This is a genomic window from Rhodanobacter hydrolyticus (genome assembly GCF_044904645.1).
In genome coordinates this window covers 3,310,710-3,337,187 of sequence record NZ_JADIKK010000008.1, presented here as the reverse complement: position 1 = coordinate 3,337,187, position 26,478 = coordinate 3,310,710, and the positions used below count along the sequence as shown (strand labels likewise).

Sequence of the window (26,478 nt, the reverse complement as noted above, 5' to 3'; positions counted from 1 at the left end):
CGCGTTATGGATGGTGTGCGCCTGTCCCTGGCCCGGCCCCTGGTACGCTGGATCGACCCGGCGATTCCGACAATACGCACTGCCGATTATGAGGTAGCGCGAGGCGCAAGTTCTTGGCGCCCACGCCTCGGCAAGGCGCCATGTTTCCTGGCCGAGCTCTACAAACCGTGGCGCCGTTGGCCACGCAAACCGGCCGCTGGCGCATGAACGCCACTATGCTGCCTTGGCCTTAGTTGTGAAGCGCCAGGCAAGAGATACCTAATTCGATCTCTATCTCTTGGGAGCGGCGGTTTGGCGGTCTATGAGGGCCGAATGGCTTGATCGTAAGCGTTGTCGACTTCTCTGACCCGCGCCCTCCAGCAAGGAGTGCCTTGGCCATTTGCCTTCCCTCAGACCCTCGTGGTGTGCGAGGCAGCGTGAGTTTTGCGAAGTAAGTGTGGGAGCCGATGAAACGCGAGATGTCCGCTTCCACCTAGAAGCATGCCGGCAATACTGGCGAGATGGCACCGCCACCACAGTCGGTACCGTTTCCAGGGAAGCCTGCACCGGCGCACTCGCCACGCCACTTCGCTAAGCTGTCCCCGACTACATCCATCGAGGACGGATCCCCACGCATGCGTCGCATCTTTCCGTTCGCGCTGCTGCCGCTGCTGCTGTTCGCGACACTCGCGCAGGCTGGCGTGCAATTGGTGGTGCGTGGCGTGGACGAACCGCTGCAGCAGGCGATCGGCGCATCGGTAGGGCTGTCGCAGTACGCGCGGCGCGACGTGAGCGACGCGCAGGTGCGCCGCCTGTACGCGCGGGCGCCTGCGCAGGCAAAGGCCGCACTGGAACCCTACGGCTATTACGACGCGGACATCACGGCGCAATTGCAGCAGGTCGGCAAGGACTGGAAGGTGACGCTGGACGTGCACCCCGGCGAGCCGGTGAAGGTCGCTTCGGTGGATGTGCAACTGGATGCCGAAGCGCTCGCGCTGCCTTCGATCCGCCGCGCCCGCAGTGCCTTGACCCGCATGCGCGGCAGGCAACTGGACGACGCCAGCTACGACGCCGCACGCGACGCATTGTCGGCGGCGCTCACCGCCAGCGGCTTTCTCGATGCGAGGCTGACGACGCATCGCGTGGAAGTGAACACGGCGCAACACACGGCGGCGATCCGTCTCGCATGGCAGGTCGGTCGACGCTATCGCTACGGCGCGGTGCACTTCGTAGGGTCGCAGTTCAAGGATGGCTTCCTCGAGCGCTACGTGCCGTTCAAGCCGGGAGACTATTTCGACCAGAACCAGTTGCTGCAGTTGCAGCAGGCATTGAACGGTGCGGACTACTTCGCCGTGGTCAACGTGCTGCCGCAGGTTGACGAGAAGGCCGACGGCAAGGTCGACGTCAAGGTCGAGCTGGCGCCGGCGAAACGTACGATCTACACCGGCGGCCCGTTCATCGGCACCGACACCGGCTTCGGTGTGCGCGGCGGACTGGAGCGGCGCTGGGTGAACCGCAGCGGCGACAAATGGAAGAACGAACTGGTACTGGCGCAACGGCTGAAAACGCTGTCCACGCTGTATTCCATACCGTTGCCCGGCGACAACCAGCGCAGCCTCGACTTCGGCGCTAACTACCGCGACGCGAACACCGACACTTCGCAATCGCGCACGCTGGAGCTGGTCGCCAACGAAACGCAGCTCTGGCACGGCTGGACGCGCACCGTGGGCCTGCATGCGCTGTCCGGCACCTTCACCGTGGGCAAGCGCAGCGACGAACCGGACGATACGCCTGGCATCGAGCACGGCAGCAGCACGCTGGTGTTCGCCGAGGCCTCGCTGTCGCGCAAACAGGCGGACAACTACGACTTCGTGCACGACGGCTGGTCGCTGAATTTCGCGGCGCGCAGCACCGCGGGTGACCTGCTCTCCTCGGCCAGCTTCAGCCAGCTCACCGCGGATGCGAAATGGATACATGCGTTCGGCGCGAAAAAGCGCAACCGCCTGATCCTGCGCGGCAGCGCCGGCAAGACCTGGACCGACGACTTCTCCGCGCTGCCGCCGCAGTTGCGTTTCTTCGCTGGCGGCGATCGCTCGGTGCGCGGTTATGGTTTCCAGTCGATTGGCCCCGAAAACAGCTACGGCCGGGTTGTCGGCGGCAGCAACCTGTTCGTCGCCAGCGCGGAGGTGGAGCACTACTTCACCCGCAACTGGGGCATCGCCACTTTCCTCGACGCCGGGAATGCCTTCGACGCCGTGGATTTCCAGCCCAAGCTCGGCACCGGCATCGGTGTGCGCTGGCGTTCGCCCGTAGGCATGGTCCGGGTGGACCTCGGCACGCCCATCGACAATTCGCAGCGCCATGGCGTGGTGTTGCACCTGGTGATCGGGCCGGACCTGTGAGCATTCGCCTGCAGCGACTGCTCACAGGCGATCCACGGATGGGTCGCACGCGCATCGGCCACAAAGTGGACGATGCGCGGTGCCGGGTCTGCGCAACGGACTCGACGAGTCGAAGACGGGCAGGACAGCCCGGCTTCAACATAGGCAAAGGGCCTGGCCCTGCAACGCGCAAATGCACGGCGACCGAAACAAACCGGAGGCAGCAGACAACATCATGAAGTGGCTGAAGCGCCTCGCCATCGCCTTCGCGATCCTGCTGGCAGTGATTGCAGCCACGCTGTGGTGGCTGTTGGATACCGGCGCAGGGCTGCGCTTCGCCCTGGCACGCGCGCAATCCGCCACGCATGGCGCGCTGCAGTGGAAGCACGCGCAAGGCCGCTTGATCGGTCCGCTGCAACTCGACGGGCTGCGCTACGACGATGGCCAGGGCACGCGCATCGACGTAGCACACGCACGCCTCGACCTGCGCTTCTGGGCATTGCTGGCGGCCCGCGTACACGTGCGCGATCTCGACCTCGAAGACGTGACGGTGTCGCTGCCGAAAAGCAGCGACACCAACGAAAGCTCCGGCAGCTTCTCGCTGCAGCCGCCGATCGACCTGCTGCTGGATCGCACGCATGTCGGCGCGGTGCATGTAAGCCGGGGCGGCCAGCCCGTGTTCGCCTCCGACAACCTCGACCTCGCCGGCCGCTGGACGCATGCAGGCATCGCCATCAACACGCTGAAACTGCGCGCGCCGGACGGCGTTGTCGATCTCCAGGGCCAGTTGGCCCTCGCCCGCGGACAACGCGGCAACGGCCATGCCGACTTCGCGTGGCAACTGGGCGCTACCCGCTACGCCGGCCAGCTGGTCGCCAGCAGCGACGGCAGGCAGGCGCAGCTCGACCTGCAACTCGCGCAACCCATGGCGGCACATCTGCAACTGGGTTTGAGCCAGGACGCCCAGTACGCATGGAAGGCAACGCTCGATGCGCCACGCTTCGATCCCAAGCCGCTGCTCGGCGACGGCCCATTGGCATCCGTGGCGATGGCCGTGCACGGCCAGGGCGACCGCCATGGCGGCGAACTCACCGGCACGCTGGATCTGAACCAGTACCGTCTCCTGTTGCAACCGTTGCGCGCCAGCCTCAGCGGCGACGGCAACACGCTGGAGCTGCAGCAGCTCACGCTGGCTTCGCCGCAGATCAAGGGAACACTGGCAGCCAACGGCAAACTGCGACTGGACGCGAAGCCCTTGGGTGGCCAGTTGGCGATCCAATGGAGCGACCTGCAATTGCCCGCCGAACTGGTTGGCCAGCCCTTGGCAAGCGCGGGCAAGCTCGATGCATACGGCAATGCAGAAAATTTCCATGCGGCCGGCGATTTCACTGTCGGGCCGCCCGGCAAGCCCGCGCACTTAGTGTTGAACATCGACGGCACGCCGCAGGCCATCGCCCTGCACCCGCTCACCCTGCAACAGGCGCAGGGCCAGTTGCAGGCTCAAGGCAGGTTGCAACTGCAACCCGTGCTCGGCTGGCAACTCGACGCCAAGGCCAGCCGCATCGATCCCGGCCAGTTGTTCGCCGGATGGAACGGCGCGCTGGATTTCGCAATCGCCAGCCAGGGAACGCTGGCGAAAGCCGGACCCGATGCCACGCTGGAGCTCAAGCAACTCGCCGGACGCTTGCGCGACCGCAGCCTCGGCGGCGAGGGAAAACTGCATCTGTCGCCAGACCGGGTTATCGACGGCAAATTGAAGCTGTCCTCCGGCGGCAGCACGGTGCAGATCGACGCCAAACCCGGCGTGGGCAACAACGCCGAGCTCACGCTCGCCATCGCCTCGCTGGGCGACTGGCTGCCCGATGCCGGCGGCCGCCTGGATGGCCGGTTCTCCATCCGCGGCCTGCTGCCGAAACTTTCCGTCAACGGTCACTTGAACGGCAACGCGCTGGCATGGCAGCAGCAGCGCGTGGATACGTTGCAACTGATCGTCGGCATTCCCGACATCAGCCATCCCGCGGGAAAGCTGGAACTCACCATGGGCGGCACGCACGCCGGCGGACTGGTGTTCCAGCGTATCCACCTGCTCGCCGAGGGTAGCCAGGGCGACCACCGGTTGACGTTGGACGCGCGCGGCAGCCAGGTTTCCGGTGCGCTGGCATTACATGGGGCGCTGAAGAACGATGGATGGAGCGGCACGCTGTCCACGCTGAACCTCGATCCGCAAGGCCTGCCCGGCTGGCGCCTGCAGAACGCCAGCCAGTTGGCCTGGCGCGACGGCGCCTTCAGCCTGTCCGAACTGTGCCTCACGGCGGGCGACCCGCAGCTGTGCGCCAGCGCAAAGCAGGACAAGGCCGGCAACCTCGACGCCAGCTACCGGCTGCGCGCGTTGCCGCTTGCGCTGCTGCTCAATGCCGCAGGCGAATCCGATTTGCCGGTGCGCGTGGACGGAAGCCTGCAGGGCGACGGTCAAATGCACCGCAATGCGGCCGGCACATTCAGCGGCCACGCCAACATCGGCTCCAGCAGCGGCAGCATCACCTACACCGAGCATGCCGACGCGCCGTTGCTGAGCTATGACAGCTTCGCGCTGAACGTCGAACTCGACCCGCACAGCCAGCGCTTCACCCTGCAGGCAGGACTCGACCACGGCGGACGCCTGGACGGCCAAATGAGTTTGAGCGGCAAGCAACAAGCACTGGCCGGACAGATCGACCTGCGTCTGAACAGCCTTGCCTTCATCGAATTGTTCAGCGACGCGCTGGCGAACGTGCATGGCCGGGCCAGCGGCAGCTTCCATCTCGGCGGCACGCTGACGCAGCCGGCCATCGACGGCAATGCCACGCTCGACGACTTCGCCGCCGAGGTTCCCGCAGCAGGGCTGAAGCTTGCGCAAGGGCGGCTGACGGCAAGCGCCATCGACACGCGCGGCCTGCGCGTGGATGGCAGTGTGCAGTCCGGTGCAGGGACGTTGACGGTAAGCGGCGTGGTGGGCCTGGGGGGCGACGTCTCCACCGACATCGCGATCAAGGGCAGCCAGTTCACCGCCGCCGACATCCCCGCCGCCAAGGTCGCGATCGCGCCCGACCTGCGCCTGCAGCGCAACGCGCAAGGGCTGGACCTCAACGGTGCAGTGTTGCTGGACAGCGCCGACGTGAATCTCGACAAGCTGCCCGGCGCGGGTGCGAGCAAGGCGTCGCCCGACGTGGTGGTGGTCGATCGCCCGCAGCCGGAGCCGGGCGCATCGCTGCCGTTCACCGCCACGGTGAAAGTGGACCTGGGCAACAAGACCCATCTCGCCGGCATGGGCCTGGACGGCCGCCTCCGCGGCGTACTCACGGCGAGCGAGCGTCCTGGCCGCACCACCACCGGCCAGGGCCAGGTCACCGTGAGCGGCACGTACAAGGCCTACGGCCAGAACCTGGCGATCCAGAGTGGCAAGCTGTTGTTCGCCAGCACCCCCATCGACAACCCGGGCCTGGACATCCGGGCGAGCCGCAAGCTCAATCCCAATGCCACCATCGACGAAGGCCAGGAAGTGGGGCTGCAGATTTCCGGCACCGCGCAACGCCCCGTGCTCACCGTGTTCTCCAATCCGCTGATGGAGCAGTCCGACGCACTTTCCTATCTCGTCACCGGCAAGCCGCTGTCGCAGGTGAAGGGCGGCGAGGGCGACATGCTGGGCGCCGCCGCGCAGGCGCTGGGTTCGGCGGCGGGCAACCTGCTGGCCAAGAGCATCGGTTCGAAGATCGGCGTGGACGACATCGGCGTCTCCAACAACGAGGCGCTGGGCGGCAACTCCGCCTTCACCGTGGGCAAGTACCTGTCGCCACGGCTCTACCTGAGTTACGGCGTAGGTCTTTTCGAACCCGGCCAGGTCGTCACGCTACGCTACCGGCTCAACCATCGCTGGAATTTCGAGGCGCAAAGCGCCACCGACTTCAGTCGCGCCAGCTTCAACTACCGGTACGAACGCTGAACGTGTTCGCAAGAAAGTCCGTAACACCGTCCTTTTTGCGGAATCGCGCATGACCGGCGCATTGCGCGTAACGAATACCGTACGACGCGCATGGCAATAATCACCGCACCGCTTCTGTTCCATCGTCATCCCCATGGAGTGTTTCCGATGATCGACCGAACCTTCCCCCGCAACGCCGCCTGCACGCTGCTCTGCGCCGGCGTCGTGATGCTGGCCGGCTGCAACAAGGCCGCCGATTCGCAAGCCGCGAACCCGGCCGCCGCGGGCACCGCACCCGCATCCGCCGGCACCAGCGCACAACAGCCCGCGCCGTACACGCCTCCCTCGGCCGACCAGCTCTATCAAATGGTGGCGCCGATCGCCCTGTTCCCCGACAAGCTGGTAGCGCAAGTGCTGGCCGGCTCGACGTATCCCGACCAGATCACGGCCGCCGACAACATGCTGCAGCAGCATCCGAATCTCACCGGTAGCCAGTTGGCCGATGCGGTGAATCCGCAGCCGTGGGATCCCAGCGTGAAGGGCCTGACGCAGTTTCCCAATGTGCTGGACCAGATGGCGCAGAACATCCCGTGGACGACCGCGCTGGGCGAGGCCTACGTCAATGACCCGTCCGACGTGATGAACGCCATCCAGGTGATGCGCCAGCGCGCGCAGCACAATGGCAGCCTGCGCAGCTCGGCGCAGATGCAGGTGGTCAGCCAGCCCTCGACCGCGCCGACGGACGAACAACAAGTGGCGTATGAAGGCGACGCACAGCCCGTGTATGCCGGCCCCGCCGAGGTGCCACCGCCGCCGCAGACCATCGAGATCCTGCCCGCGCAGCCCGATACGGTGTACGTGCCGCAATACGACCCGGAAACCGTATACGGCGAGCCGATGGCGCCCTACCCCGGCTACACCTATGCCCAGCCCGCCGGTTACAGCACCGGCCAGATCGTGGCGACGGGCGCCATCGCCTTCGGCGTCGGCATCGTGGTTGGAGCATTGTTCGAACACCACCACGACAACCAGGGCGGTCCCGGCCCGAATCCCGGCTGGGGCTGGAACAGTTGGGGCATGAACTGGGGCAGGCATGGCGGCGGCCCGGAAGGCCAGGGCGGCGGCTGGCAGCGTCCGGCGGTGGTGCACAACAACACCGTCTATGTCTCGCGCTCCACGACGGTGGTCAACCGCTATGTCACCAACAACATCAACAACAGCCGCACGATCAACAACGTTACGAACAACACCCGCTACGTCAATACGACGAACAGCGGCAACAACCGTTACATCGGCAACGGCGCGAACAACGAACGCGCGCCAGCAGCGGCTGCGCAGAAACCCGCCATGCAGGCCATGACCATGCCGCACTTCGGCACGCCGGTACGCGGCGCCGAGCCTGCGCGTTTCCAGCAGGCACACGCCGGCGCTCCCGCCCAGCCGGCGCCGCACGCTGCAGAAGCGCCGCGGGCCGTCGAAGCCCCGCGCGCTACCGCAGCATCGCGTCCTTTCGAAGCGCCTCGGGCTGCCGCAGCACCGCGTCCTTTCGAAGCGCCGCGAGCTGCCGCGGCACCGCGTCCCGTCGAGGCTCCGCATGCGGTGGCAGCGCCGCGTCCCGCCGAGGCACCCCGTGCTGCCGAGGTGGTGCATAGCGTCGAAGCGCCGCATGAAGCAGCGCGCCCCGAAGCCATGCACACGGCACCTCCGCGCCCCGAGCCCACCCACGCCACCGCACCGCGACCGGTGGAGATGGAACGTGCACCGCAACCTCCCGCGCCGCGCCCGGAAGCCAGGCCCCAGCCGGCACCCAGCCCGACTGCCCATCCGGCGCCGGCTGAACAGCATCAGGCTGCCAAGCCCGCACACACTCCGCCGAAGAAACAGGACAACAACCAGCACTGACGGCAAGGCACGCCGGGAGCGCGCAAGAGCGCGCTCCCGGTCTTCCGGCACCTGCAACACCACCCGCTTGGCGCTATCGTGCCCGTCTCCCAAGACAGCGAGGTGGCACCCATGCAAAGCACTCGATGGATCCTGGCAACGGCGATCGCCGCCGCGCTTTGCGGCATGCCAGCCCTTGCCGCCGTGCCTGTCGCACACGGCCCCGACATCGGCATCGACCTCGCCGGCATCGACCACTCCGTACAGCCGGGCGACGAATTCTTCGACTACGCGAACGGCAATTGGCTGAAGACCGCGCAGATCCCCGCCGACCGCTCCAGCACCGGCACCTTCCTCAAGATCTTCGAGCTGACCGAGCAGCACACCGCCGACCTCATCAAGAACGCCGGCGCCAGCCATCCCGCCGCGGGCAGCAACGCACGCAGGATCGCCGACTACTACGCCGCCTACATGGACGAGGCCGCGATCGAGCAGCATGGCCTCGCGCCGCTGAAGACCGAACTGTCCGCCATCGACGCCATCGCCTCGAAGGACGACCTCGCCCGCGTGCTCGGCAGCCGCCTGCGCGCCGACGTGGATCCGGTCAACGCCACCAACTTCCATACCGAGAACCTGTTCGGCCTGTTCGTGACGCAGGGGCTGGAAGATCCCTCGCACACCGTCGCGTATCTGCTGCAGGGCGGCGTGGCCATGCCCAGCCGGGACTACTACCTCGCCGACGATTCAAACATGGCGGCGTTCCGCAGCCAGTACCACACCTACGTGGTTGCGCTGTTCAAGCAGGCCGGCATCGCCGACGCGGAGGCCAAGGCCGCCACGGTGATCGACCTGGAAACCAAGATCGCCAAGGCGCAGGAAAGCCTGGTCGACAGCCAGGACGTGCACAAGGCGAACAACCTGTGGAGCACGGCCGACTTCGCGCAGAAGGCACCCGGCCTGGGCTGGGCCAGCTACTTCAAGGCCGCCGGCCTGGGCGGCCAGAAGCGGATCGACGCGTGGCAGCCCGGCGCCATCACCCGCCTCGCCGCACTGGTCGGCAGCGAACCGCTGGATGCATGGAAGACCCTGCTCACCTTCCACACGCTGGACGGCGCCGCACCCTTGCTGCCCAAGGCCTACGCCGACCTCCATTTCGGTTTCTATGGCCACACCTTGCAGGGCACGCCCCAGCAACAGCCGCGCTGGAAGCTCGCGGTGGGCGCCACCAACACCGATCTCGGCGATGCGGTGGGCCAGCTCTACGTGCAGAAATACTTCCCCGCCTCCTCCAAAGCCGAAGTGCAGCAACTGGTGAAGAACCTGATCGCCGCCTTCGACGAACGCCTCGACACGCTGAGCTGGATGACCCCGGCAACCCGCGCCAAGGCGAAGGAGAAACTGGTCACGTTGAAAGTGGGCGTGGGCTATCCCGAACACTGGCGCGACTACGGCAGCATGCTGGTCAGCGCCGACGATCCACTGGGCAACCACCTGCGTGCGGAAAAACACGAATACGAACACCAGCTGGCGAAGCTCGGCAAGCCGGTGGATCGCGGCGAATGGTGGATGACGCCGCAGACGGTGAACGCGGTGAATCTGCCGCTGCAGAACGCGCTGAACTTCCCCGCCGCGATCCTGCAGGCACCGTTCTTCGACCCGAAGGCCGACGCCGCTGCCAATTACGGCGCCATCGGCGCCATCATCGGCCACGAGATCAGCCATAGCTTCGACAACACCGGCGCCGACTTCGACGCTCAGGGCAAGATGGAAAACTGGTGGACTCCCGCCGACGAGGCGCACTTCAAGAGCGCCACCGAGCAGTTGGCCAAGCAGTTCGACCAGTACGAGGCGCTGCCCGGCCTGCATGTCAACGGCGAGCAGACGCTGGGCGAAGACATCGCCGACGTTTCCGGCCTCACCATCGCGTACCTCGCGTATCACAAGTCGCTGGGCGGCAAGCCCGCGCCGACAATCGACGGCCTGAGCGGCGACCAGCGCTTCTTCCTGGCCTTCGGGCAGGCCTGGCGCTCGAAGATACGCGACGCCGCCCAGCGCCAGCGCCTCAGCATCGACGTGCACGCGCCCGCGCAGTTCCGCGCGCTCACCGTGCGCAACCTCGATGCATGGTACCCGGCGTTCAACGTGCAGCCCGGCCAGAAGCTCTATCTTGCGCCGGACCAGCGGGTGAAGATCTGGTAAGCGCCCCTGCCATAGGAAACCTCGAAAAGCCGCGCCCGAAAAGGCGCGGTTTTTTCCATAATGGCGGCCATGAACAACACCAAGCCAACCCCTCCCGCACTGCGCAAGCTGCTGGACGACGCCCGGCAAGCCCTGGCCCGCGGAGACCACGCGCAAGCCGGCCAACTCGCCGCGCACGCCACGCAGGTGGATGCCAACTGCGCCGAAGCGCACTACCTCGCCGGCCGCATTTGCCTCGACACCAGGCAACAGGGTCGTGCACTGGAACATCTGAACCGCGCCGTGGCCATCGAAACCGAGAACGCCGAATACGCCACGTATTTCGCGCTTGCGCTGGCGATTTCATGCCGCTATGGCCAAGCCCTGCAGGTCGCCAACATCGCCTACGCGCTGACGCCGGCCGATCCGCTGACACTGGATGTGCTGGGCGGCGTCTATATGCAATGCAATGCGTTCGAGCGCGCCAATGCGATGTTCCGTCGCGCGACGGCCGCGCTGCCGGATCACGCCGTCGTCCGCTTCAATGCCGCCGTGACCGCCACCTTCACCGGCAACCTCGCCGCCGCCGAAACGCACTTCGACACTTGCGTAGCCTTGCAGCCGACGTACTGGCCGGCCTACGGGCTGCGATCGCGCCTGTACCGGCAAACGCCGGACCGCAACCACGTCGAAGCTCTGCGCACGCTGCTGGCCGAACATGCCGGCGATATCGATGCGCAAATCCACCTGCACAGCGCGCTGGCCAAGGAGTGTGAAGATCTCGGCGACCATGCCGCCTCCTTCGAGCACATGCGGCTGGGGAAGGCCGCCGCGCGCACGCGCGTGGACTACCAACCCCAGCGGGATAGCGCGATGGTCGACGCGCTGATCGCGGCGTTCCCCGGCACGGTGGACAGCGGCAGCGGCTACGGCAGCGACGAACCCATCTTCATCGTAGGCATGCCGCGCTCCGGCACCACGCTGGTGGAGCGCATCCTGTCCAGCCATCCGGACGTGCATTCCGCCGGCGAACTGATGGACTTCGGCACGCAGCTCTGCCGCCTGGCGCCTGCCGGCGCACCGGCAAGGCTGTGCCCGGAACTGATCGCGCAATCGCACCGGTACGACTGGCACCAGCTCGGCCTGCGCTACGTGGACGCCACCCGCCCGCAGACCGCGCTCAAGCCGCGCTTCATCGACAAGCTGCCGCATAACTTCCTAAATCTGGGACTGATCGCCAAGGCGCTGCCGAAAGCGAAGATCATCTGCCTGCGCCGCCATCCGCTCGACACCTGCCTCAGCAACTTCCGCGAAGCCTTCGCGGAAAATTCCGCCTTCCACGGCTACAGCTTCGACCTGCTCGACATCGGCCGCTTCTACATCCAGTTCGACCGCATGATGGCCCACTGGAACGCCGTGCTGCCCGGCCGCATCCTGCAGGTGGACTACGAAACCCTGGTGGCCGAACAGGAAGCCACCACCCGCAAGCTGCTCGCACACTGCGACCTGGAATGGCACGACGCCTGCCTGGCCTTCCAGAACAATCCTTCCGCCGTGGCCACCGCCAGCACCGCGCAGGTCCGCGAGGGCATGCACCGCCGCGCCGTAGGCCGCTGGGAAAAATTTCGGCCCTGGCTGGGGGAACTGGATGCATTGCTGCGGGAAGGCGGGATCGACACTTCGGCGGCATGAGGTCGCGCAGAAGTTTCCATGTCGTTCTCGCAAGTGACAAAGCGGTTTCGTGCGCCCCAAGAAAAGCAGCGCGCTCCTGCGTGCAGAAGCAAACGGCCAAAGCAGAGCGTGGCGGTTGCCTGTCATTCCGGCGAAGGCCGGAATCCAGTTGCGACGAGCTATACGGCTACTGGATCCCAGCCTTCGCCGGGATGACGAGCGTGACGACCCCGATTTCGCGTGTGCCTCAGCTCCAGGATTCGGCGCGGCGTGACGGCGGCGGCGGTCGTGTCGCGCGATGCAGTTCCAACATCCTCGAAACAACAGGCTTGTAATCCCGGCGGATTGAGCAAGGCCGGTCTTTGGGCCACCTTCCTTTGGGCCAGCAAAGAAAGGGGCTCGAGCGCCGGCAGGCGAGCCCGATCGCGGAAACGAACGGTCGTCGCCAGAACCACCCTCTCCCCCACTCCTCCCCGCAGGCACGAGAGGGAGAAAACGCGCAGCTCACCGCGACTTGCGCCACAAACTCACGCGCCGATCCATACCGACCTGCTCCCAGCCAAACCGCCGCGCGATCCAACGCAGCGAAGCCTCGGAATGAAATCCCACATGCGTAGGGTCACGGTGGTAATGCCAGCGCGCAAACCCCGCCATTGCCGGACGCAATTCGGTCATCAGGCCGAGCAAGCCGCCAGTCACGAGCATCGCGTCGATGCGTGCAAGATCGCGCAAGGGGGCATGCATGTGCTCCAGCACTTCAGTGCAGGTGACGAAGTCGTAGCGCGCGGCCAGCGGCATCTCATCGGGAGCGAAGAACGGGTCATAGCCGACCGTCGGGAAACCCGCTTCGCTCAGCATCGTGGCGAGCGCAGGCGCCGCACCGCAACCATAGTCGAGACCATGCGCGCCAGGCGCGAGACGTACCATCAACGGTCCGGCAAGTTGCGCGAGGAAACGGCGATAGCCGGGATCGTCGACGCGGTTGTCGTGTGTGCCGTAATAGGCACGCTCGGCCACGGCGTCCAGCCATGTCGCCGGGTCGCGGCTGACCAGATCGCACGACGCACAATGGCGGTAGATACCGGTGGTTTCGCGCCACGACACGCCGGACGAATCGCCGCACAGCGGGCACGCCACCACGGCGTCAGCGGATGCCGAGCCCATCGATGCCGGTCGTTTCGACAGCGAAGCCGGCCAGCTCCGCGAAACGGCGACCGCGCTCGGCATAGTCCTTGAACTGGTCGAAGCTGGGCGCGCCCGGCGACAGCAGCACCACGCCATCCGCCGGCGTGACAGTGCGTGCCATCGCCACCGCGTCGGCGAAATCCTCGGCCTCGCCCAGCGGTACCGTGGCCTTGGCCGTACGCAGCGCCAACGCGATGCGCGGTCCGTTGGCCCCCTGCGTCACGATGCGCAGGTCGGTGCGATCCTTGGCGGCACGCACGAAGTCCGACCAGTCCAGCCCGCGATCATGCCCGCCCACGATCACCGTGACCTCGCGTCCGGCCAGGCTGTCCAGCGCAGCCAGCGTGGCCAGCGGCGTGGTGCTGATGGAATCGTTGATCCATGCCAGGCCGTCGCGGATGCCGAGCGGTTGCAGGCGATGCGGCAGCGGGCGGAAATCCGCCAATGCCGGCGCGGCCTTGATCGCGTCGTAGCCCAGCGCTTCCAGTGCAGCCAGCGCCGCGCAGGCGTTGAGCGCGTTGTGCAGGCCGGGCGCAGCCATCGCGTGGATGTCGAACACGGCCTGTTCGCCACGGCGGATCGCAGCATCGGCCACATGCCAGCCCTCGGGCGTGCCGAACACGAGGCGATGCGGATGCGCGGCGGTGCGCTCCAGCAAGTACGCCTGCTGCCCGTTGACCAGCAGGGTACGCGACACATCCGCGAGCTTGAGCTTGTCGGCCACGTAGCGCTCGCGCGAACCGTGCCAGTCGAGGTGTTCCTCGTACAGGCTGGTGACCACGCCCAGCTCCAGCGCACCCGCTTCTCCGGTCTGGAAACTGGAAAGTTCGACGGCCCACAAATCGGCGGACTGGCCTTGCAGCTCCAGCAAGGGTAGGCCGATGTTGCCGGCCAGCGCGGTGCGCACATCCAGGGCACGCGCGAGATGCGCGATGAAGGCGGTGGTGGTGCTCTTGCCCTTGGTGCCGGTCACCGCGATCACGCGTGCGTCCGCGTTCTCCGCGAACCAGAGCGCAGTGCCCGAGGTGAACGCGGTGCCTTGTGCCTGCGCGGTGGTCACCGCAGGCTTGTAGGCGGAGATGCCCGGCGACTTCACCACCACGTCGTAGGCGCACAGAGCTACCGAGCCCGGCTCCTGGCCATAGACGGTAAGCGCGGCGTCGAATGCGCGCGCCGCATCGGCCTCATCCTCGCTGCAATACAGCGCCAGCGGCAGCTGCGGCAGTTGCGCATGGATGGCGCGAATCGCGGCGCGGCCCTCGCGGCCGAAACCCCACACCGCGACGCGCTTGCCCGCCAGGTCGGCGATGCGCATCAGGCGATGGCCTTCAACGCGGCCTGCAGGCGCTCTGGCACGCGATGTTCGAAGGAGGGTTCGAGCCATGGCTCCAGCGCGAGTTGCGCCACCTCGAGCTGCGGCAGGATTTCGCTGCTGAAACGCGCCACCAGCGCGTCCTCCTGCCACTCCGGCCGCTGGCTCAGCGCATACATGGCCGCGCGCGCCTCGGCGCCCTCGCCCACGCATTCGAACGGCTTGTGGTCCTGGTATTCCAGCAGGGCGTCGAACCCTGCCGCCTGCGTCTCGTCGTCGAGCAGGTTGCGCCCGAAGATCGCGAGCAGGCGAGGCTTGGGCAGGAACGGCGCCAGTGCGAGAAACACGAAATGGCACTTCGGGCACTGCCCGCACCAGCGGTCCGCCGGCTTGGGACCGAGGATCTTGAAGTTGCGGTTGCAGCTGGAGAAGGCGTCGAAATACGGCGTGAGCTTTGCGAACGCACGCGTGATCGCCAGTTCGGAGTACGGGCGCAGCAGCGAGCAATAGTCGAGGTCGGCGGCCACGTGCGTGTGCAACCAGTCGCCCAGCAGCTGTTCGAAGGCGTAGCCCTTGCTCCACTGGTGGTTCACCTGCTGGCCTTCGTATTCCAGCGTCGCGGCGGAGGCGGAGCGTTCGTTGGCGAAAGCGATGGAGTCGAAGCCATAGAGGATGGCGGCCACGGCGAGGATGACCGAGTTCACCGCGGTCACCGGGATGTGGCCGTTCCACGCACCGCGCTGGTTGAGCTCGAACAGCGCCGGCGCCAGCTCGCGCTGAAGGTTGAGCATGGGCAGACCTGTGCGCTCGGCGCAGGCCGCGATCAGCGCGGAGTTGCCGACCCACACGGCGGTGGCTTCACCGCCGATGGACTTGATGGCTTCCACCGCGACCAGGGAATCCTTGCCGCCGCCGATGGGAACCAGGGTGCGTTGCGGCAGGCCCAGGGCTTTCGCTTCAGGCCAGCTCACGCCACCACGTGGGATCGCCGGATCGGCTTCCGCACCAAGGCGCGGGAACACGATGCGCCCGCGCAGGTCCAGCCCGTTGCGATACGCAAACTCGGCCAGACCATGCAGGTAAAGCGCATCGAGCAGGTCGGCGGTGGCGTCGTCCAACGGACCGTAGGTCACCTCGATCTTCGGCGGCACGCCGGCCTTGTAGTAGCTGACGCCGGCGACCAGGTGCAGCAGTTTCAGTGCGGCATCGAATGCGGCCTTGCGCTCCACCGGCAGTGCGGGGGCATGCGGGAAGCGGATGCGCTCCACCATGGGCTCGCCATCGTCGAAGGCATATGCCAGCTCGGCCACGCCGTCGGCGTAGCTTGCGTGCAGGAAGCGGAACACCCGGGTCAGGCGGGGATTGTGGATCGTCGTCATTCTCTCAAGTCTCCCGCGAGCCCTGCCCCCTCTCCCCTCCGGGGAGAGGGTTGGGGTGGGGGGCCGGGCTTGCCAAGGCCTCCAGACTCGCCTCAAGCACGCCCTCGATATTTGTCAGTACGTCATTGTCCCAGAAACGCAGCACGCGGTAGCCCATGGCTTCCAACTTGCGCGTGCGAGTTTCGTCATAAATCACCTGTTCGCCATGCTGGCTGCCGTCCAACTCCACGATCAGGCCTGCATCCGGACAGACGAAGTCGGCGATGTAACGATCCATTTCATGCTGGCGGCGGAATCTCCAGCCTTGCATCTGGCGGTTGCGCAGGTGGTGCCAGAGTTTTTGTTCGGCTTCGGTTTGGCCGACTCTCAGACGTCGTGCCCGATCCACGTGCAAGTGTTTCATCCTTGAAACCTCCGCTTCGTTGGATAGCCTCCTACGAGCACCCAACTCTCTCCCCAGAGGGGAGAGGGAGAAAGGCAGTCAATTATCCAGCACGACCTCTTCCGTTTCGCCGCGCAGGTTGTAGGGCGAGGACATCACCTTGCCGTACGCGCCGGTCTGGGCGATCAGGATCACGTCGCTTTCCCGTGGCTCGGGCAGGCGGCGGTCGCTGCCCAGCACGTCGCCGCTTTCGCAGATCGGGCCAACCACCTGGAACAGCGCGTCGGAGGGCTCGTCCAGGCGACTGAGGTTGACGATCTCGTGCCAGGCGTCGTACAGCGCGGGACGGATCAGGCTGTTCATGCCGGTGTCCACGCCGAGGTAGCGCCAGCTGCCCTTGCCCTTGGTCTGGGTGACGCGCGCCAGCAGCACGCCGGCGTCGGCCACCAGGTAACGGCCCGGCTCCATCCACAACTGGTAATGCGGGTAGGCCGCCTTGACCTCGCGCAGCACCTTGTCCAGCGCGGTGATGTCCAGCTTCGCCTCGCCCGGGTGCGAGGGCACGCCCAGGCCGCCGCCGATGTTGAGGAAGGCGATGCTGCCGATGCGCTCGGCGAGGCTGGCCAGCTGGCTGTACACCTCGCCCCAGTGCTTCGCGTCAAGCACGCCCGAGCCGAGGTGCGCATGCAGGCCACGCACCACCACGCCATGCGCGTCGGCGTGGCGCAGGAAGACATCGAGCTGTTCGACGGGCAGGCCGAACTTGCTGCCGCTGCCGCCGGTGCGCACCTTCTCGTGGTGGCCGAGGCCGCGCCCTAGGTCCACGCGCAACACGATTTCGCGGCCGCGGAACAGCTCGCCCCAGTATTCCACCGGGTGCAGCGCATCCAGCGTGATCGTGGCGCGTGTAGCCAGGCCGCGCTCGAAATCCGCACGCGAGGCGAAGTTGGGCGTGAACAGCAGCGGCACGTCCGCAGGCACCCCCGCCGACACCGATTCCAGTTCACCCGGCGACACGCATTCGAAGGCGAAACCCTCCGCGGCCAATGCGCGCAGGATCGCCGGGTGCGTGTTCGCCTTCACCGCGTAGTGCAGGCGATCCACCGCTGCCAAGGATTTCAGCTCGCGCGCCTGCTGGCGTACCGTTGGCAGGTGGTAGACGTAGCGCGGCGTGGCCTCGGCGGCGATATCGAGCAGCCGGCTGCGTTCGGCCGGCTCGCGCCACCACGCGTGCGCAACCGCCGCCTCGCCGCTGCCGTACAGCTGCTGCCAGCTCGGGCCGAACAGCACGCTGTCGTCGGTACGCAGCGCGCCGGCAGTGATCAGCAGCTCGTGCAGGTGCGGCAGCAGGTCGTCCACCACGTCCTCGTCCACCACGAAGGTGAGGTTGAGGTTGTTGGACGACTGCGAGATCAGGTGCACGCGCAGCTGGTCGAACTCGGCCAGCACACTGGACAGCGTGTGCAGCATCGAGCGCATGCCGCGGCCGACCAGGGTGATCGCCGCGCAGGGCGCGATCACCTTGACCCGGCACACCTTGGCGAGATCGCCGGCCAGCGCGGCGATCGCGTCGGAATCGAGCAGGTTCTCGGTGGGATCGAGCGACACGGTGACGTTGGTCTCGGCCGAACCGATCAGGTCCACCGAGAGACCGTGTTGCTTGAACTGCGCGAACACGTCGGCAAGGAAACCGACCTGCTGCCACATGCCCACCGATTCCATCGACACCAGGGTGATGCCCTTGCGCGCGCTGATCGCCTTCACCGAGGGCGCGTGCTCGCGCACCTGCGGGCCGATCACCGTGCCCTCCAGCTCGGGCCGGTTGGTGTCCTTCACCAGCAGCGGCACGCGCGGCTCGCGCAGCGGCGACAGACAGCGCGGGTGTAGCACCTTGGCGCCGGTGGAGGCGATTTCCTGCGCCTCCTCGTAGTCCAGCTTCTGCAACAGGCGTGCACCCGGCACCTGGCGCGGGTTGGCGGTGAACATGCCGGCCACGTCGGTCCAGATTTCCACGCGCGCTGCCTTGAGCAACGCGCCGAAGTACGAGGCCGAGGTGTCCGAGCCGCCTCGGCCGAGCAGCACGGTGCGCCCTTCGCTCTCGCGCGCGATGAAGCCCTGCGTGATGAACACCTCGCCCTGCGCGGCGAGGCGCGCGTTAAGGGCCGGATCGGGCCTGGCCTCGACCATCGCGGAAAGCAGCTTGGTGCGCTCGTTCTGGTTGGGCAGCGCAACGGCGGCGAGGCAATCGCGCGCGTCCACCCACTGCGTGGGCAAGCTGCTGTAGCTGAGAAAGGCTGCGCCCAGCGCGCTGGACATCAGCTCGCCGTGCGCCTGCACCAAGGCTGCCCAGGCCAGTTCGCCCAGTCGCGACGGGCCTTCCGCCGCCAATGCGGCCAGCTCGTCCAGGCGCGCGCCCAGCGTGGCCGGCAGCTGGAGCTGCATATGGCCGAGCAGGTCGTAGTGGCGTTGCGCGATCGCGCTGGCCGCCGCCTTGCGTTTGCCCTGGTCGCCCTCGCCACACAGCTGTTTCAGCGCGTCGGTGATGCCGGTGAGCGCGGATACGACCACCAGCACGCGCGCGCCTTCGGCGCGGCGGCTGGCGACCAGCTCACGGATGTTCTGCCAGCGCGGCAGGGTGGCGACACTGGTGCCGCCGAACTTCATCACGATCCAGGGGGCGTCCGCAGGCAGCGGCGCAGGGGCGTTGGGGTTCACGGGTCTCTTGGGTGGTGGCTGGGGAAATGATCCGCCCAGTGTTGCGCTGCGGCAACACGATTGCAACCGTCGATTCATCCAATGCCATTTGGACGTCCAGACGTCCACTTGCCGGAACCAAGAGCACCCTGTCGCCGCGCTGCTAGACTGCGGCGCTGCCGACCAGGAACCCGCCAGCACATGACTGCCGCGCCTTTCGCCCTGTCCACGATGTTGCGGGCACTGCCCGAGGCCATGGCGGCGATGCTGGCCGCCCTGCTCACCATGGCCTGCGCCCAATGGCTCGCACCCGGCCCTGGCAGCGCGGTGCTGGCGGTGGTGCTGAGCCTGTCGCTGGCGCGCAGCCGGCTCGACCGCGACCACCGCGGCCAACTGGAAGCGGCCATCGCCCTGCCCGTGGTAGGCCTCGCCGCGACCGGCGTCGGCTGGTTGCTGCTGCACGCACCGTGGATCGGCGCCACGGCGTTCACCGTGGGCGTGGCGTCGTCGGTGTGGCTGCGCCAGTTCGGCGAGCTGGCGCGGCGTGCCAGCCGGCTGGTCGCCTTGCCCTTCGTGACCGTGCTCACCGTGCCGCACCTGTCCGGGGCGCAGCGCGGGCCGTTGCCCGCCGCGCTGGTTCCGATCCTGGTGGCGCTGCTGGCGCTGGCCTGGGTGTCCTTGCTCGACGCGCTGGGCCGGCGCATGGGTTGGCTGGTCGATGAGCGCAAGCACCACGTTGCCGCACCGACGCGCGCCCCGGCCAGCCAGGCGCGACTTTCGGCCACCACGCGCATGGCCTTGCAGATGGCGGTGGCGCTGGCGCTCGCCTTCGCCGTGGGCCACCTGGGTTTCGGCGAGCACTGGCCATGGGTGGTGCTGACCGCCTTCATCGTGCACAGCGGCAACCGCGGTCGGCTGGAGGTGGCATACAAGAGCCTGCTGCGCCTGGCCGGCGCGGCGGGCGGCTGCGTTGCAGCGGCCCTGCTCGCCGCACCGGCCGATGCGCACGGCAGCGCCGCGGTGATCCTGCTCGCGCTGTTCCTCGGCACCTGGCTGCGCCAGCTCAACTACGCCTGGTGGGCGCTGTTCGTTACCGTGGCGCTGGCGCTGTTGCAGAACTACGCGGGACTACCCGCGGCATCGGCGATGACACTGCGCCTGGCCGCCATCGCGGCCGGTGCGGCCATCGGCGTAGCCACCGCATGGCTGGTGTTGCCGGTGCGTTCCACCGATGTATTGCGCCGGCGCATGGCCGATGCGTTGGCCGCGCTGGGCGAAGCGCTGGATCCATCGTTTGAACGACACGATGCGGCAGCCTTCGTTCGTTCACTCGATGACGTGGCATCGCTGGCTCCCGCGTTCCGTGCTGCACGCATGCTCGGGCTGCGCCAGCCGGCAGATTGGATCGATGCGCTGTCCGCTTGTCGTGCGCCCGCGCTGGCATTGATCGAACGAGCCGCCACGCCTGGAAATGTACGGCGCGCGGTGGGCACGGCAAGGCAGGCGCTGCGGAAACCCGAGCGCCTGCTCGATGCCTTGAAGGCACTGCACGACGCACTCCCTCTCCCCGCCGGGGAGAGGGTTGGGCTGAAGGGACAATCTGGCGAATGACTTTGACGAAGCACCACGTGCTTCGATGTGATGCTCTCGCGCCCCCTCACCCTGTCCGTTGCTAGGCTCGTTCCTCGCCAAGCACCCCCGGCACTCGCACCAGCGCTCGGGCGCTCAGCCATACGCAAGCCAGTGGCTCGCAAGCAGCATGGCCTCGCCACAAAGGGGAGAGGGGAAAATCAGGCGACCACCACGGGAATCTTGCCGATCCGCGCCTGCCACTCCTTCGGTCCGGTCTGGTGCACGGAAGTGCCGGCGGAATCCACCGCCACGGTCACCGGCATGTCCTGCACCTCGAACTCGTAGATCGCCTCCATCCCAAGGTCGGCGAAACCGACGACGCGCGAGGCCTTGATCGCCTTGGACACCAGGTAGGCGGCGCCGCCCACGGCCATCAGGTACACCGACTGGTGCTTCTTGATCGCCTCGATCGCGGCCGGGCCGCGCTCGGCCTTGCCGACCATGCCGAGCAGGCCGGTCTGCGCCAGCACCTGTTCGGTGAACTTGTCCATGCGCGTGGCGGTAGTGGGGCCGGCCGGGCCGACCACTTCGTCGCGTACCGGATCGACCGGGCCGACGTAGTAGATGAAGCGGCCATGGAAATCGACCGGCAACGGCTCGCCCTTGTTGAGCATCTCCACCATGCGCTTGTGCGCAGCATCGCGCCCCGTGAGCAGCTTGCCGTTGAGCAGCAGCACTTCGCCCGGCTTCCACGCGGCGACTTCTTCCTTGGTCACCGTATCGAGGTTCACGCGGCGCGCGTTCTGCGGGCTGTAGGTGAGCTTGGGCCAGTCTTCCAGCGACGGCGGATCGAGCAGGACGGGCCCCGAACCATCCAGCGTGAAGTGCGCATGGCGGGTGGCGGCGCAGTTGGGGATCATCGCCACCGGCAGGTTGGCCGCGTGGGTCGGGTAATCCTTGACCTTGATGTCGAGCACGGTGGTGAGACCACCCAGGCCCTGCGCGCCGATGCCCAGCGCGTTGACCTTCTCGTACAGCTCGATGCGCAGTTCTTCCGCGCGGTTCCGCGGGCCGCGCGCGATCAGCTCCTGGATGTCGATGTGCTCCATCAGCGACTCCTTCGCCAGCAACATCGCCTTCTCGGCGGTGCCGCCGATGCCGATGCCCAGCATGCCCGGCGGGCACCAGCCGGCACCCATGGTCGGCACGGTCTTCAGCACCCAGTCCACGATGGAGTCGGAGGGGTTGAGCATCACGAACTTGCTCTTGGCTTCCGAACCGCCGCCCTTGGCCGCGACGATCACGTCCACGGTGTCGCCCGGCACGATGGAGACGTTGATGACGGCCGGCGTGTTGTCCTTCGTGTTGCTGCGCTTGCCGGCCGGGTCGGCCAGCACGCTGGCACGCAGCTTGTTGTCCGGGTCGTTGTAGGCGCGGCGCACGCCTTCGTTGACCATGTCCTCCAGCGACATCGTGGCGTCGTCCCAGCGCACGTTCATGCCCACCTTGAGGAACACGGTGACGATGCCGGTGTCCTGGCACAGCGGACGATGGCCTTCGGCGGCCATGCGCGAATTGATCAGGATCTGCGCCATCGCATCCTTCGCCGCCGGCGACTCCTCGCGCTCGTACGCGGCGGCGAGGTTCTTGATGTAGTCGACGGGGTGGTAGTAGCTGATGTACTGCAGTGCGTCGGCGACGGACTGGATCAGGTCGGCTTGCTTGATGGCGGTCATGGGGATGGCTTGACTGGGGAACGGAGAAAGGCGCCGTCTGGACTGCCGCCAGCGACGCGCCAAAGGGCTTATTGTGCCGCAAGCGCCCCGTTCCGGGCTCGGGGCCGACTCCCAAACCGCCCGCCTCTCAAGTTTTTCGTTGGATTGCCGTTAAACGTCTGGCAAGGGCCACGCCCTTCCCTATCGACCATCAACGGATCCAACCCAATGCTTTCCAAGAAGACCCTTGCCGCGACCCTCGTGGCAACGATTGCCGCTGCCTCCAGTGCGCATGCCGACGACAGCTTCTCCTGGCGTTTTTCCGGCTTCGGCACGGTCGGCTATACCGCCACGAACACCAACGACATGCTGCTGGTCAATCCAGGCCAGCTCAAGGGCGCCCAGGAAGGCGGCACCGGCCTGGTCGATTCGCGCGTCGGCGGCCAGCTCGACCTCACCTTCACGTCCAGCCTCAGTGCCACCGCACAGGCCATCGCGATGCAGGACGCCAAGGGCCGCTTCCGCCCGACGGTGGAGTGGGCCTTCCTGCGCTACAAACTCAGCAGCGACACCACGCTACGACTGGGCCGGCTGGGCTGGCCGGCTTACCTGGTCTCCGATTACCGCTATGTGGGTTATGCCAACCCGTGGGTGCGCGCGCCGCTGGAGGTCTACAACCTCGCCGCGATGGACAACTACGAAGGTGCGGACATCAGCTGGTCGCACAACGCCGGCGCGGGCTACCTCACCCTGCAGGCGCTGGGCGGGCACGCCTCCAGCCCGCTGCCCGACACCACCGAGACGACCGCACGGTTGAAGGTCAACCAGTTGGCTGGTGCCTACGTCACCTACGAGATCGGCAACCTGCGCCTGCGCGGCGGAGCCAGCACCGGCAAGGTGACCTACCGCTCGGACAACCTCGGATTGCTGGTGGACAGCCTGCAGATGGTCGGCTTCGACCAGTACGCCAGTACCATCAACGCCGACGGTGCGCGCACCACCTTCATGAGCCTGGGCGGCAACTACGACGACGGCAAGCTGTTGCTCACCAGCGAGTACGCCAAGCTGCGCTCCGCTTCCGACGCGCTGGGCACCGCCTCCGGCTGGTACGGCACGGCCGGCTACCACTTCGGCAAGTGGATGCCCTATGTCACGTGGGCTGGCTACGCCAAGCGCGACAACAGCTCGAACTACGCATTCCCGCCGTATCCGCCGCTGATGCCCCTTGCGCAGGGCGTGGACGGCCTGGTTGAAGGCAACAGCCAGCACACCGCCTCGGCGGGCGTGCGCTGGGACGTGTACAAGAACGTGGCGATCAAGCTGCAGGCCGATCACGTCCAGCCTTCTTCCCATGGCGGCACTTTCACGGACGTGGTCCCCGGCTACGACGGGCATGCCGTGGACGTGTACTCCGCCGTCGTCGATTTCCTGTTCTGAGGTTCGTCATGCATCGCATCTTCCGAAACTGTCTCGTCGCTGGCGCACTGGCGCTGGTCGGCGCCCCTGCCTTCGCTGGCACCGTGGTGATCGTGAGCGCCAGCAGCCCGGTCAAATCGCTCAGCAAGGACGACGCCGCCGCGCTCTACCTTGGCAAGACCACCAGCCTGCCCGCGGGCGGTAACGCCAAGTTGTTCGACCTGGCCGATTCCAACCCGCTGCGTGAAAAGTTCTACCAGGCAGCCACCGGCAAGTCGGCCAGCCAGGTGAAATCGGTATGGTCGCGCCTGGTATTCAGCGGCCGCGCCGTGCCGCCCAAGGAGCTGGGCAGCGACGACGCCGTGGTCAAGGCCGTGGCCGCCGATCCATCCGCGGTCGGCTACGTCGACAGCAGCGCGGTGAACGGCTCGGTCCGGGCCGTGCTGCAGCTGCCCTGACCGTGCACGCCCGTCGCCTCGAGGCGACGGGCGAGTCAGCCCGCCCGAGAGCCCGTCCATGAAGTTCAAGACCCGCATCCTGCTCCTGCCCGGCGTCACCCTCGCCCTGTTCGTCGCCGGCTGGCTGGCGAGCAGCACCATCGCCTCGCGCTCCGCCACCATGGTGTCCGCGCTGGGCACCGACGACTACCCCTACCTGGAAGGCGTCACCCAGCTTGACGAGCTGAGCAAGCGCACGACGCAGACCATCCAGAGCGCCGTTGCCGAAGGCGACAAGAGCAAGCTGGACGACGTCAAGGCGATCGCGACCGAAGCCGCCGCCACGAGCAAGCGCATGCTTGCGCTGAACGGCCATCAGGACACCGCCAAGACCCTGGGCGACGCTTACGATGCCTACGTGAAGAGCGCCACCGACGCAGCCTCCGTGATGCTCGGCGGCAAGGGCGACACCGCCAGCAAGGTGTCCGCCATGCAGGACGCGCAACATGCTCTCGAAACCCTGCTGAACCACGAGATCGCCGCCGCCCGCGCCGACGTGCAACAGCACCTGGACGCTTCGGCGCAAGGCGTGCATCGCGCGATGGTGGCCAACACCGTCTCCGGGGCCGCCATCGTGGTCGTGCTGGTGCTGGGCGCATGGCTGGTGCTGCGCGCCATCACGCGCGATCTCGGCGCCGAACCCGAGCACCTGCGCGAGATCGTGGGACGCATCGCTGCCGGCGACCTGCGCCACGAGGCAAACGACACGGCGCATTCGGAATCCGTACTGGGCCGGCTGCAGGGCATGATGAAACAGCTCGGCGAGATCGTCGGCTCGATCCGCAGCGCCTCACAAACCGTCGGCGAAGCCTCCGCGCAGATCACGGAAGGCAACGATGACCTCTCGCAGCGCAGCCAGGATCAGGCTGCCGCACTGGAGCAAACCGCCGCCTCGATGGAAGAAATGAACGCCTCGGTGCGGCACAACGCCGACAACGCCAGCCACGTCGACCAGCTCGCCCGCAGCGCACGCACGCAGGCCGAGCAAGGTGGCCGTGTGGTGGCCGAGGCCAACGCCGCCATGCAGGCCATCGACGCCTCCAGCCGGCGCATCGCCGACATCGTCGGCTTGATCGACGAAATCGCCTTCCAGACCAACCTGCTCGCGCTGAACGCGGCAGTGGAGGCCGCACGCGCCGGCGAACAGGGCCGCGGTTTCGCGGTAGTGGCCGGCGAAGTGCGCAGTCTGGCGCAGCGCTCTGCTGGTGCCGCCAAAGAGATCAAGGCGCTGATCGCCGACAGCGTCGACAAGGTCAATATCGGCAGCGAACTGGTGGAACGCTCCGGACAGACCCTGGCCGGCATCATCGACAGCGTGAAGAAAGTCACCGACAGCGTGGCCGAGATCGTCGCCGCCAGCCAGGAGCAGGCCACCGGCATCGACGAGGTGAGCCGCACCATCACCGCGATGGACGACAACACGCAACGCAACGCGGCCTTGGTCGAACAGGTATCCGCCACCAGCCGGTCCATGCACGAACAAGCCAGCACGCTGCTGCGCCAGGTCGCCTTCTTCACCCTCGGCGAGTCGACCAGCAGCCATGTCGACACTTTTGCGCTGGAACACGAACCCGGTACCGAGCTCGCGTTGTACGACTGACGCTGGACAAATTAAGGCGAGCCCCCCGCAAAAGTCCCTCCTCGAGGCCGCCTCCAATTGCCGCGGCATCGCCAGACCGCGGTGCAGCGGCATTTTTCTGGCATTCCGTCGCTCAGCCGGCCATGCCAAGCGTGGCAGGCGGCGTGGCATCAGTGGCTCACCCGCGGCACCCGCAGCAGCGAGAAGAAGCAATCGCTGGTCTGCATCGACCCAAGCGCGGGCCCCACCACTCTGCTCAAGCTGCCTGCCAATTTCACCGGCCACAACGTACCGGATATTTCGCTCAATGCGGATCTGGAAACCGGTTACGTGATGGTGTCCAGTGCCGGCAGCGACGTGATCTCCGAAGGCGGAGCCCGCTTCGTGGCGCCGCAGCTCAAAGGCATCAGCGCGCTGCTGACGCAGAGCACCGGGCATCGCGTGGGCTTGTGGAACCCGCAGGTGTATCTGCTGCAGGACATTTTCGGCTACGGCAAGTGGTCGGCATTCAACAGCGTGAACGCAGGCGACAACTGGTTCTATTACGGCGCGCCGAACTACACGCCTGGCGCCGGCATCGGCACGCTCAACGTGGCCAACCTCAGCTTGTTCCTCGGCGGACGCTGAGGCTCACTTCTGGGTGAAAAGACGACGGCCGCGCAAGCGGCCGTCGTCTTTTTGCTTGCGGCAAGCGGGCTT

16 protein-coding genes are annotated in these 26,478 nt (G+C 66.8%); 10 read left to right on the top strand and 6 right to left on the bottom strand.

Annotated features, from left to right (window positions below; all coding sequences use genetic code 11):
* The first annotated feature begins 614 nt into the window (after positions 1–614).
* The 5 genes from ISP25_RS17495 (at position 615) to ISP25_RS17475 (ending at position 12,069) form a co-directional block, all read left to right on the top strand.
* Complete coding sequence (locus ISP25_RS17495) at positions 615–2,381, top strand: autotransporter assembly complex protein TamA (protein WP_404615718.1); 1,767 nt, start codon at positions 615–617, stop codon at positions 2,379–2,381.
* Between the two features lie 214 nt (positions 2,382–2,595).
* Positions 2,596–6,339, top strand: a complete 3,744-nt coding sequence (locus ISP25_RS17490; protein ID WP_404615716.1) for a translocation/assembly module TamB domain-containing protein — start codon at positions 2,596–2,598, stop codon at positions 6,337–6,339.
* Between the two features lie 147 nt (positions 6,340–6,486).
* Positions 6,487–8,220 carry a DUF3300 domain-containing protein gene (locus tag ISP25_RS17485; protein WP_404615714.1) on the top strand — a complete coding sequence of 578 codons (1,734 nt, stop codon included), beginning with the start codon at positions 6,487–6,489 and terminating at the stop codon, positions 8,218–8,220.
* Between the two features lie 111 nt (positions 8,221–8,331).
* A complete protein-coding gene (locus ISP25_RS17480) occupies positions 8,332–10,398 on the top strand; it encodes a M13 family metallopeptidase (RefSeq protein WP_404615712.1) in 2,067 nt (688 codons plus the stop codon).
* Positions 10,399–10,467: 69 nt separating this feature from the next.
* Complete coding sequence (locus tag ISP25_RS17475) at positions 10,468–12,069, top strand: tetratricopeptide repeat-containing sulfotransferase family protein (RefSeq protein WP_404615710.1); 1,602 nt, start codon at positions 10,468–10,470, stop codon at positions 12,067–12,069.
* Positions 12,070–12,552: 483 nt separating this feature from the next.
* Here ISP25_RS17475 and ISP25_RS17470 read toward each other — a convergent pair whose 3' ends face one another.
* From ISP25_RS17470 to ISP25_RS17450, 5 genes are all read right to left on the bottom strand, one after another.
* The gene (locus ISP25_RS17470; RefSeq protein WP_404615708.1) at positions 12,553–13,212 is read right to left on the bottom strand and encodes a class I SAM-dependent methyltransferase; all 660 of its coding nucleotides are present in this window, start codon (positions 13,210–13,212) and stop codon (positions 12,553–12,555) included.
* Entirely contained in the window at positions 13,193–14,548 is a 1,356-nt protein-coding gene (gene murD / locus ISP25_RS17465) for a UDP-N-acetylmuramoyl-L-alanine--D-glutamate ligase (RefSeq protein WP_404615706.1), read from the bottom strand. Before murD ends, ISP25_RS17470 begins: the two co-directional genes overlap by 20 nt.
* Entirely contained in the window at positions 14,548–15,924 is a 1,377-nt protein-coding gene (gene murL / locus ISP25_RS17460) for a UDP-N-acetyl-alpha-D-muramoyl-L-alanyl-L-glutamate epimerase (protein WP_404615704.1), read from the bottom strand. The genes murD and murL overlap by 1 nt, the downstream gene beginning before the upstream one ends.
* Before the next feature lie 4 nt (positions 15,925–15,928).
* Positions 15,929–16,327 (bottom strand): endonuclease domain-containing protein, encoded by a 399-nt coding sequence (locus ISP25_RS17455; RefSeq protein WP_404615702.1) that lies wholly within the window; start codon positions 16,325–16,327, stop codon positions 15,929–15,931.
* A 78-nt stretch (positions 16,328–16,405) separates the two neighbouring features.
* Complete coding sequence (locus ISP25_RS17450) at positions 16,406–19,021, bottom strand: bifunctional aspartate kinase/diaminopimelate decarboxylase (RefSeq protein WP_404615701.1); 2,616 nt, start codon at positions 19,019–19,021, stop codon at positions 16,406–16,408.
* A 180-nt stretch (positions 19,022–19,201) separates the two neighbouring features.
* Between ISP25_RS17450 and ISP25_RS17445 the strand changes: the two genes are divergently transcribed.
* A complete protein-coding gene (locus ISP25_RS17445; RefSeq protein WP_404615699.1) occupies positions 19,202–20,611 on the top strand; it encodes an FUSC family protein in 1,410 nt (469 codons plus the stop codon).
* 179 nt (positions 20,612–20,790) lie between these two features.
* On the opposite strand, the gene ISP25_RS17440 is transcribed toward ISP25_RS17445, so the two are convergent.
* Positions 20,791–22,308, bottom strand: a complete 1,518-nt coding sequence (locus tag ISP25_RS17440; RefSeq protein WP_404615697.1) for a fumarate hydratase — start codon at positions 22,306–22,308, stop codon at positions 20,791–20,793.
* A 207-nt stretch (positions 22,309–22,515) separates the two neighbouring features.
* Here ISP25_RS17440 and ISP25_RS17435 point away from each other — a divergent pair, with 207 nt between their 5' ends.
* From ISP25_RS17435 to ISP25_RS17420, 4 genes are read left to right on the top strand one after another with little or no spacing between them, the layout of a single operon-like run.
* Positions 22,516–23,724, top strand: coding sequence for a hypothetical protein (locus tag ISP25_RS17435; RefSeq protein WP_404615695.1), 1,209 nt, complete (start codon positions 22,516–22,518; stop codon positions 23,722–23,724).
* 8 nt (positions 23,725–23,732) lie between these two features.
* A complete protein-coding gene (locus ISP25_RS17430; protein ID WP_404615693.1) occupies positions 23,733–24,161 on the top strand; it encodes a type 2 periplasmic-binding domain-containing protein in 429 nt (142 codons plus the stop codon).
* Between the two features lie 58 nt (positions 24,162–24,219).
* On the top strand, positions 24,220–25,800 hold the full coding sequence (locus tag ISP25_RS17425) for a methyl-accepting chemotaxis protein (protein ID WP_404615691.1): 1,581 nt from the start codon (positions 24,220–24,222) through the stop codon (positions 25,798–25,800).
* 57 nt (positions 25,801–25,857) lie between these two features.
* Positions 25,858–26,406, top strand: coding sequence for a S8/S53 family peptidase (locus tag ISP25_RS17420; protein WP_404615689.1), 549 nt, complete (start codon positions 25,858–25,860; stop codon positions 26,404–26,406).
* Positions 26,407–26,478 lie beyond the last annotated feature (72 nt).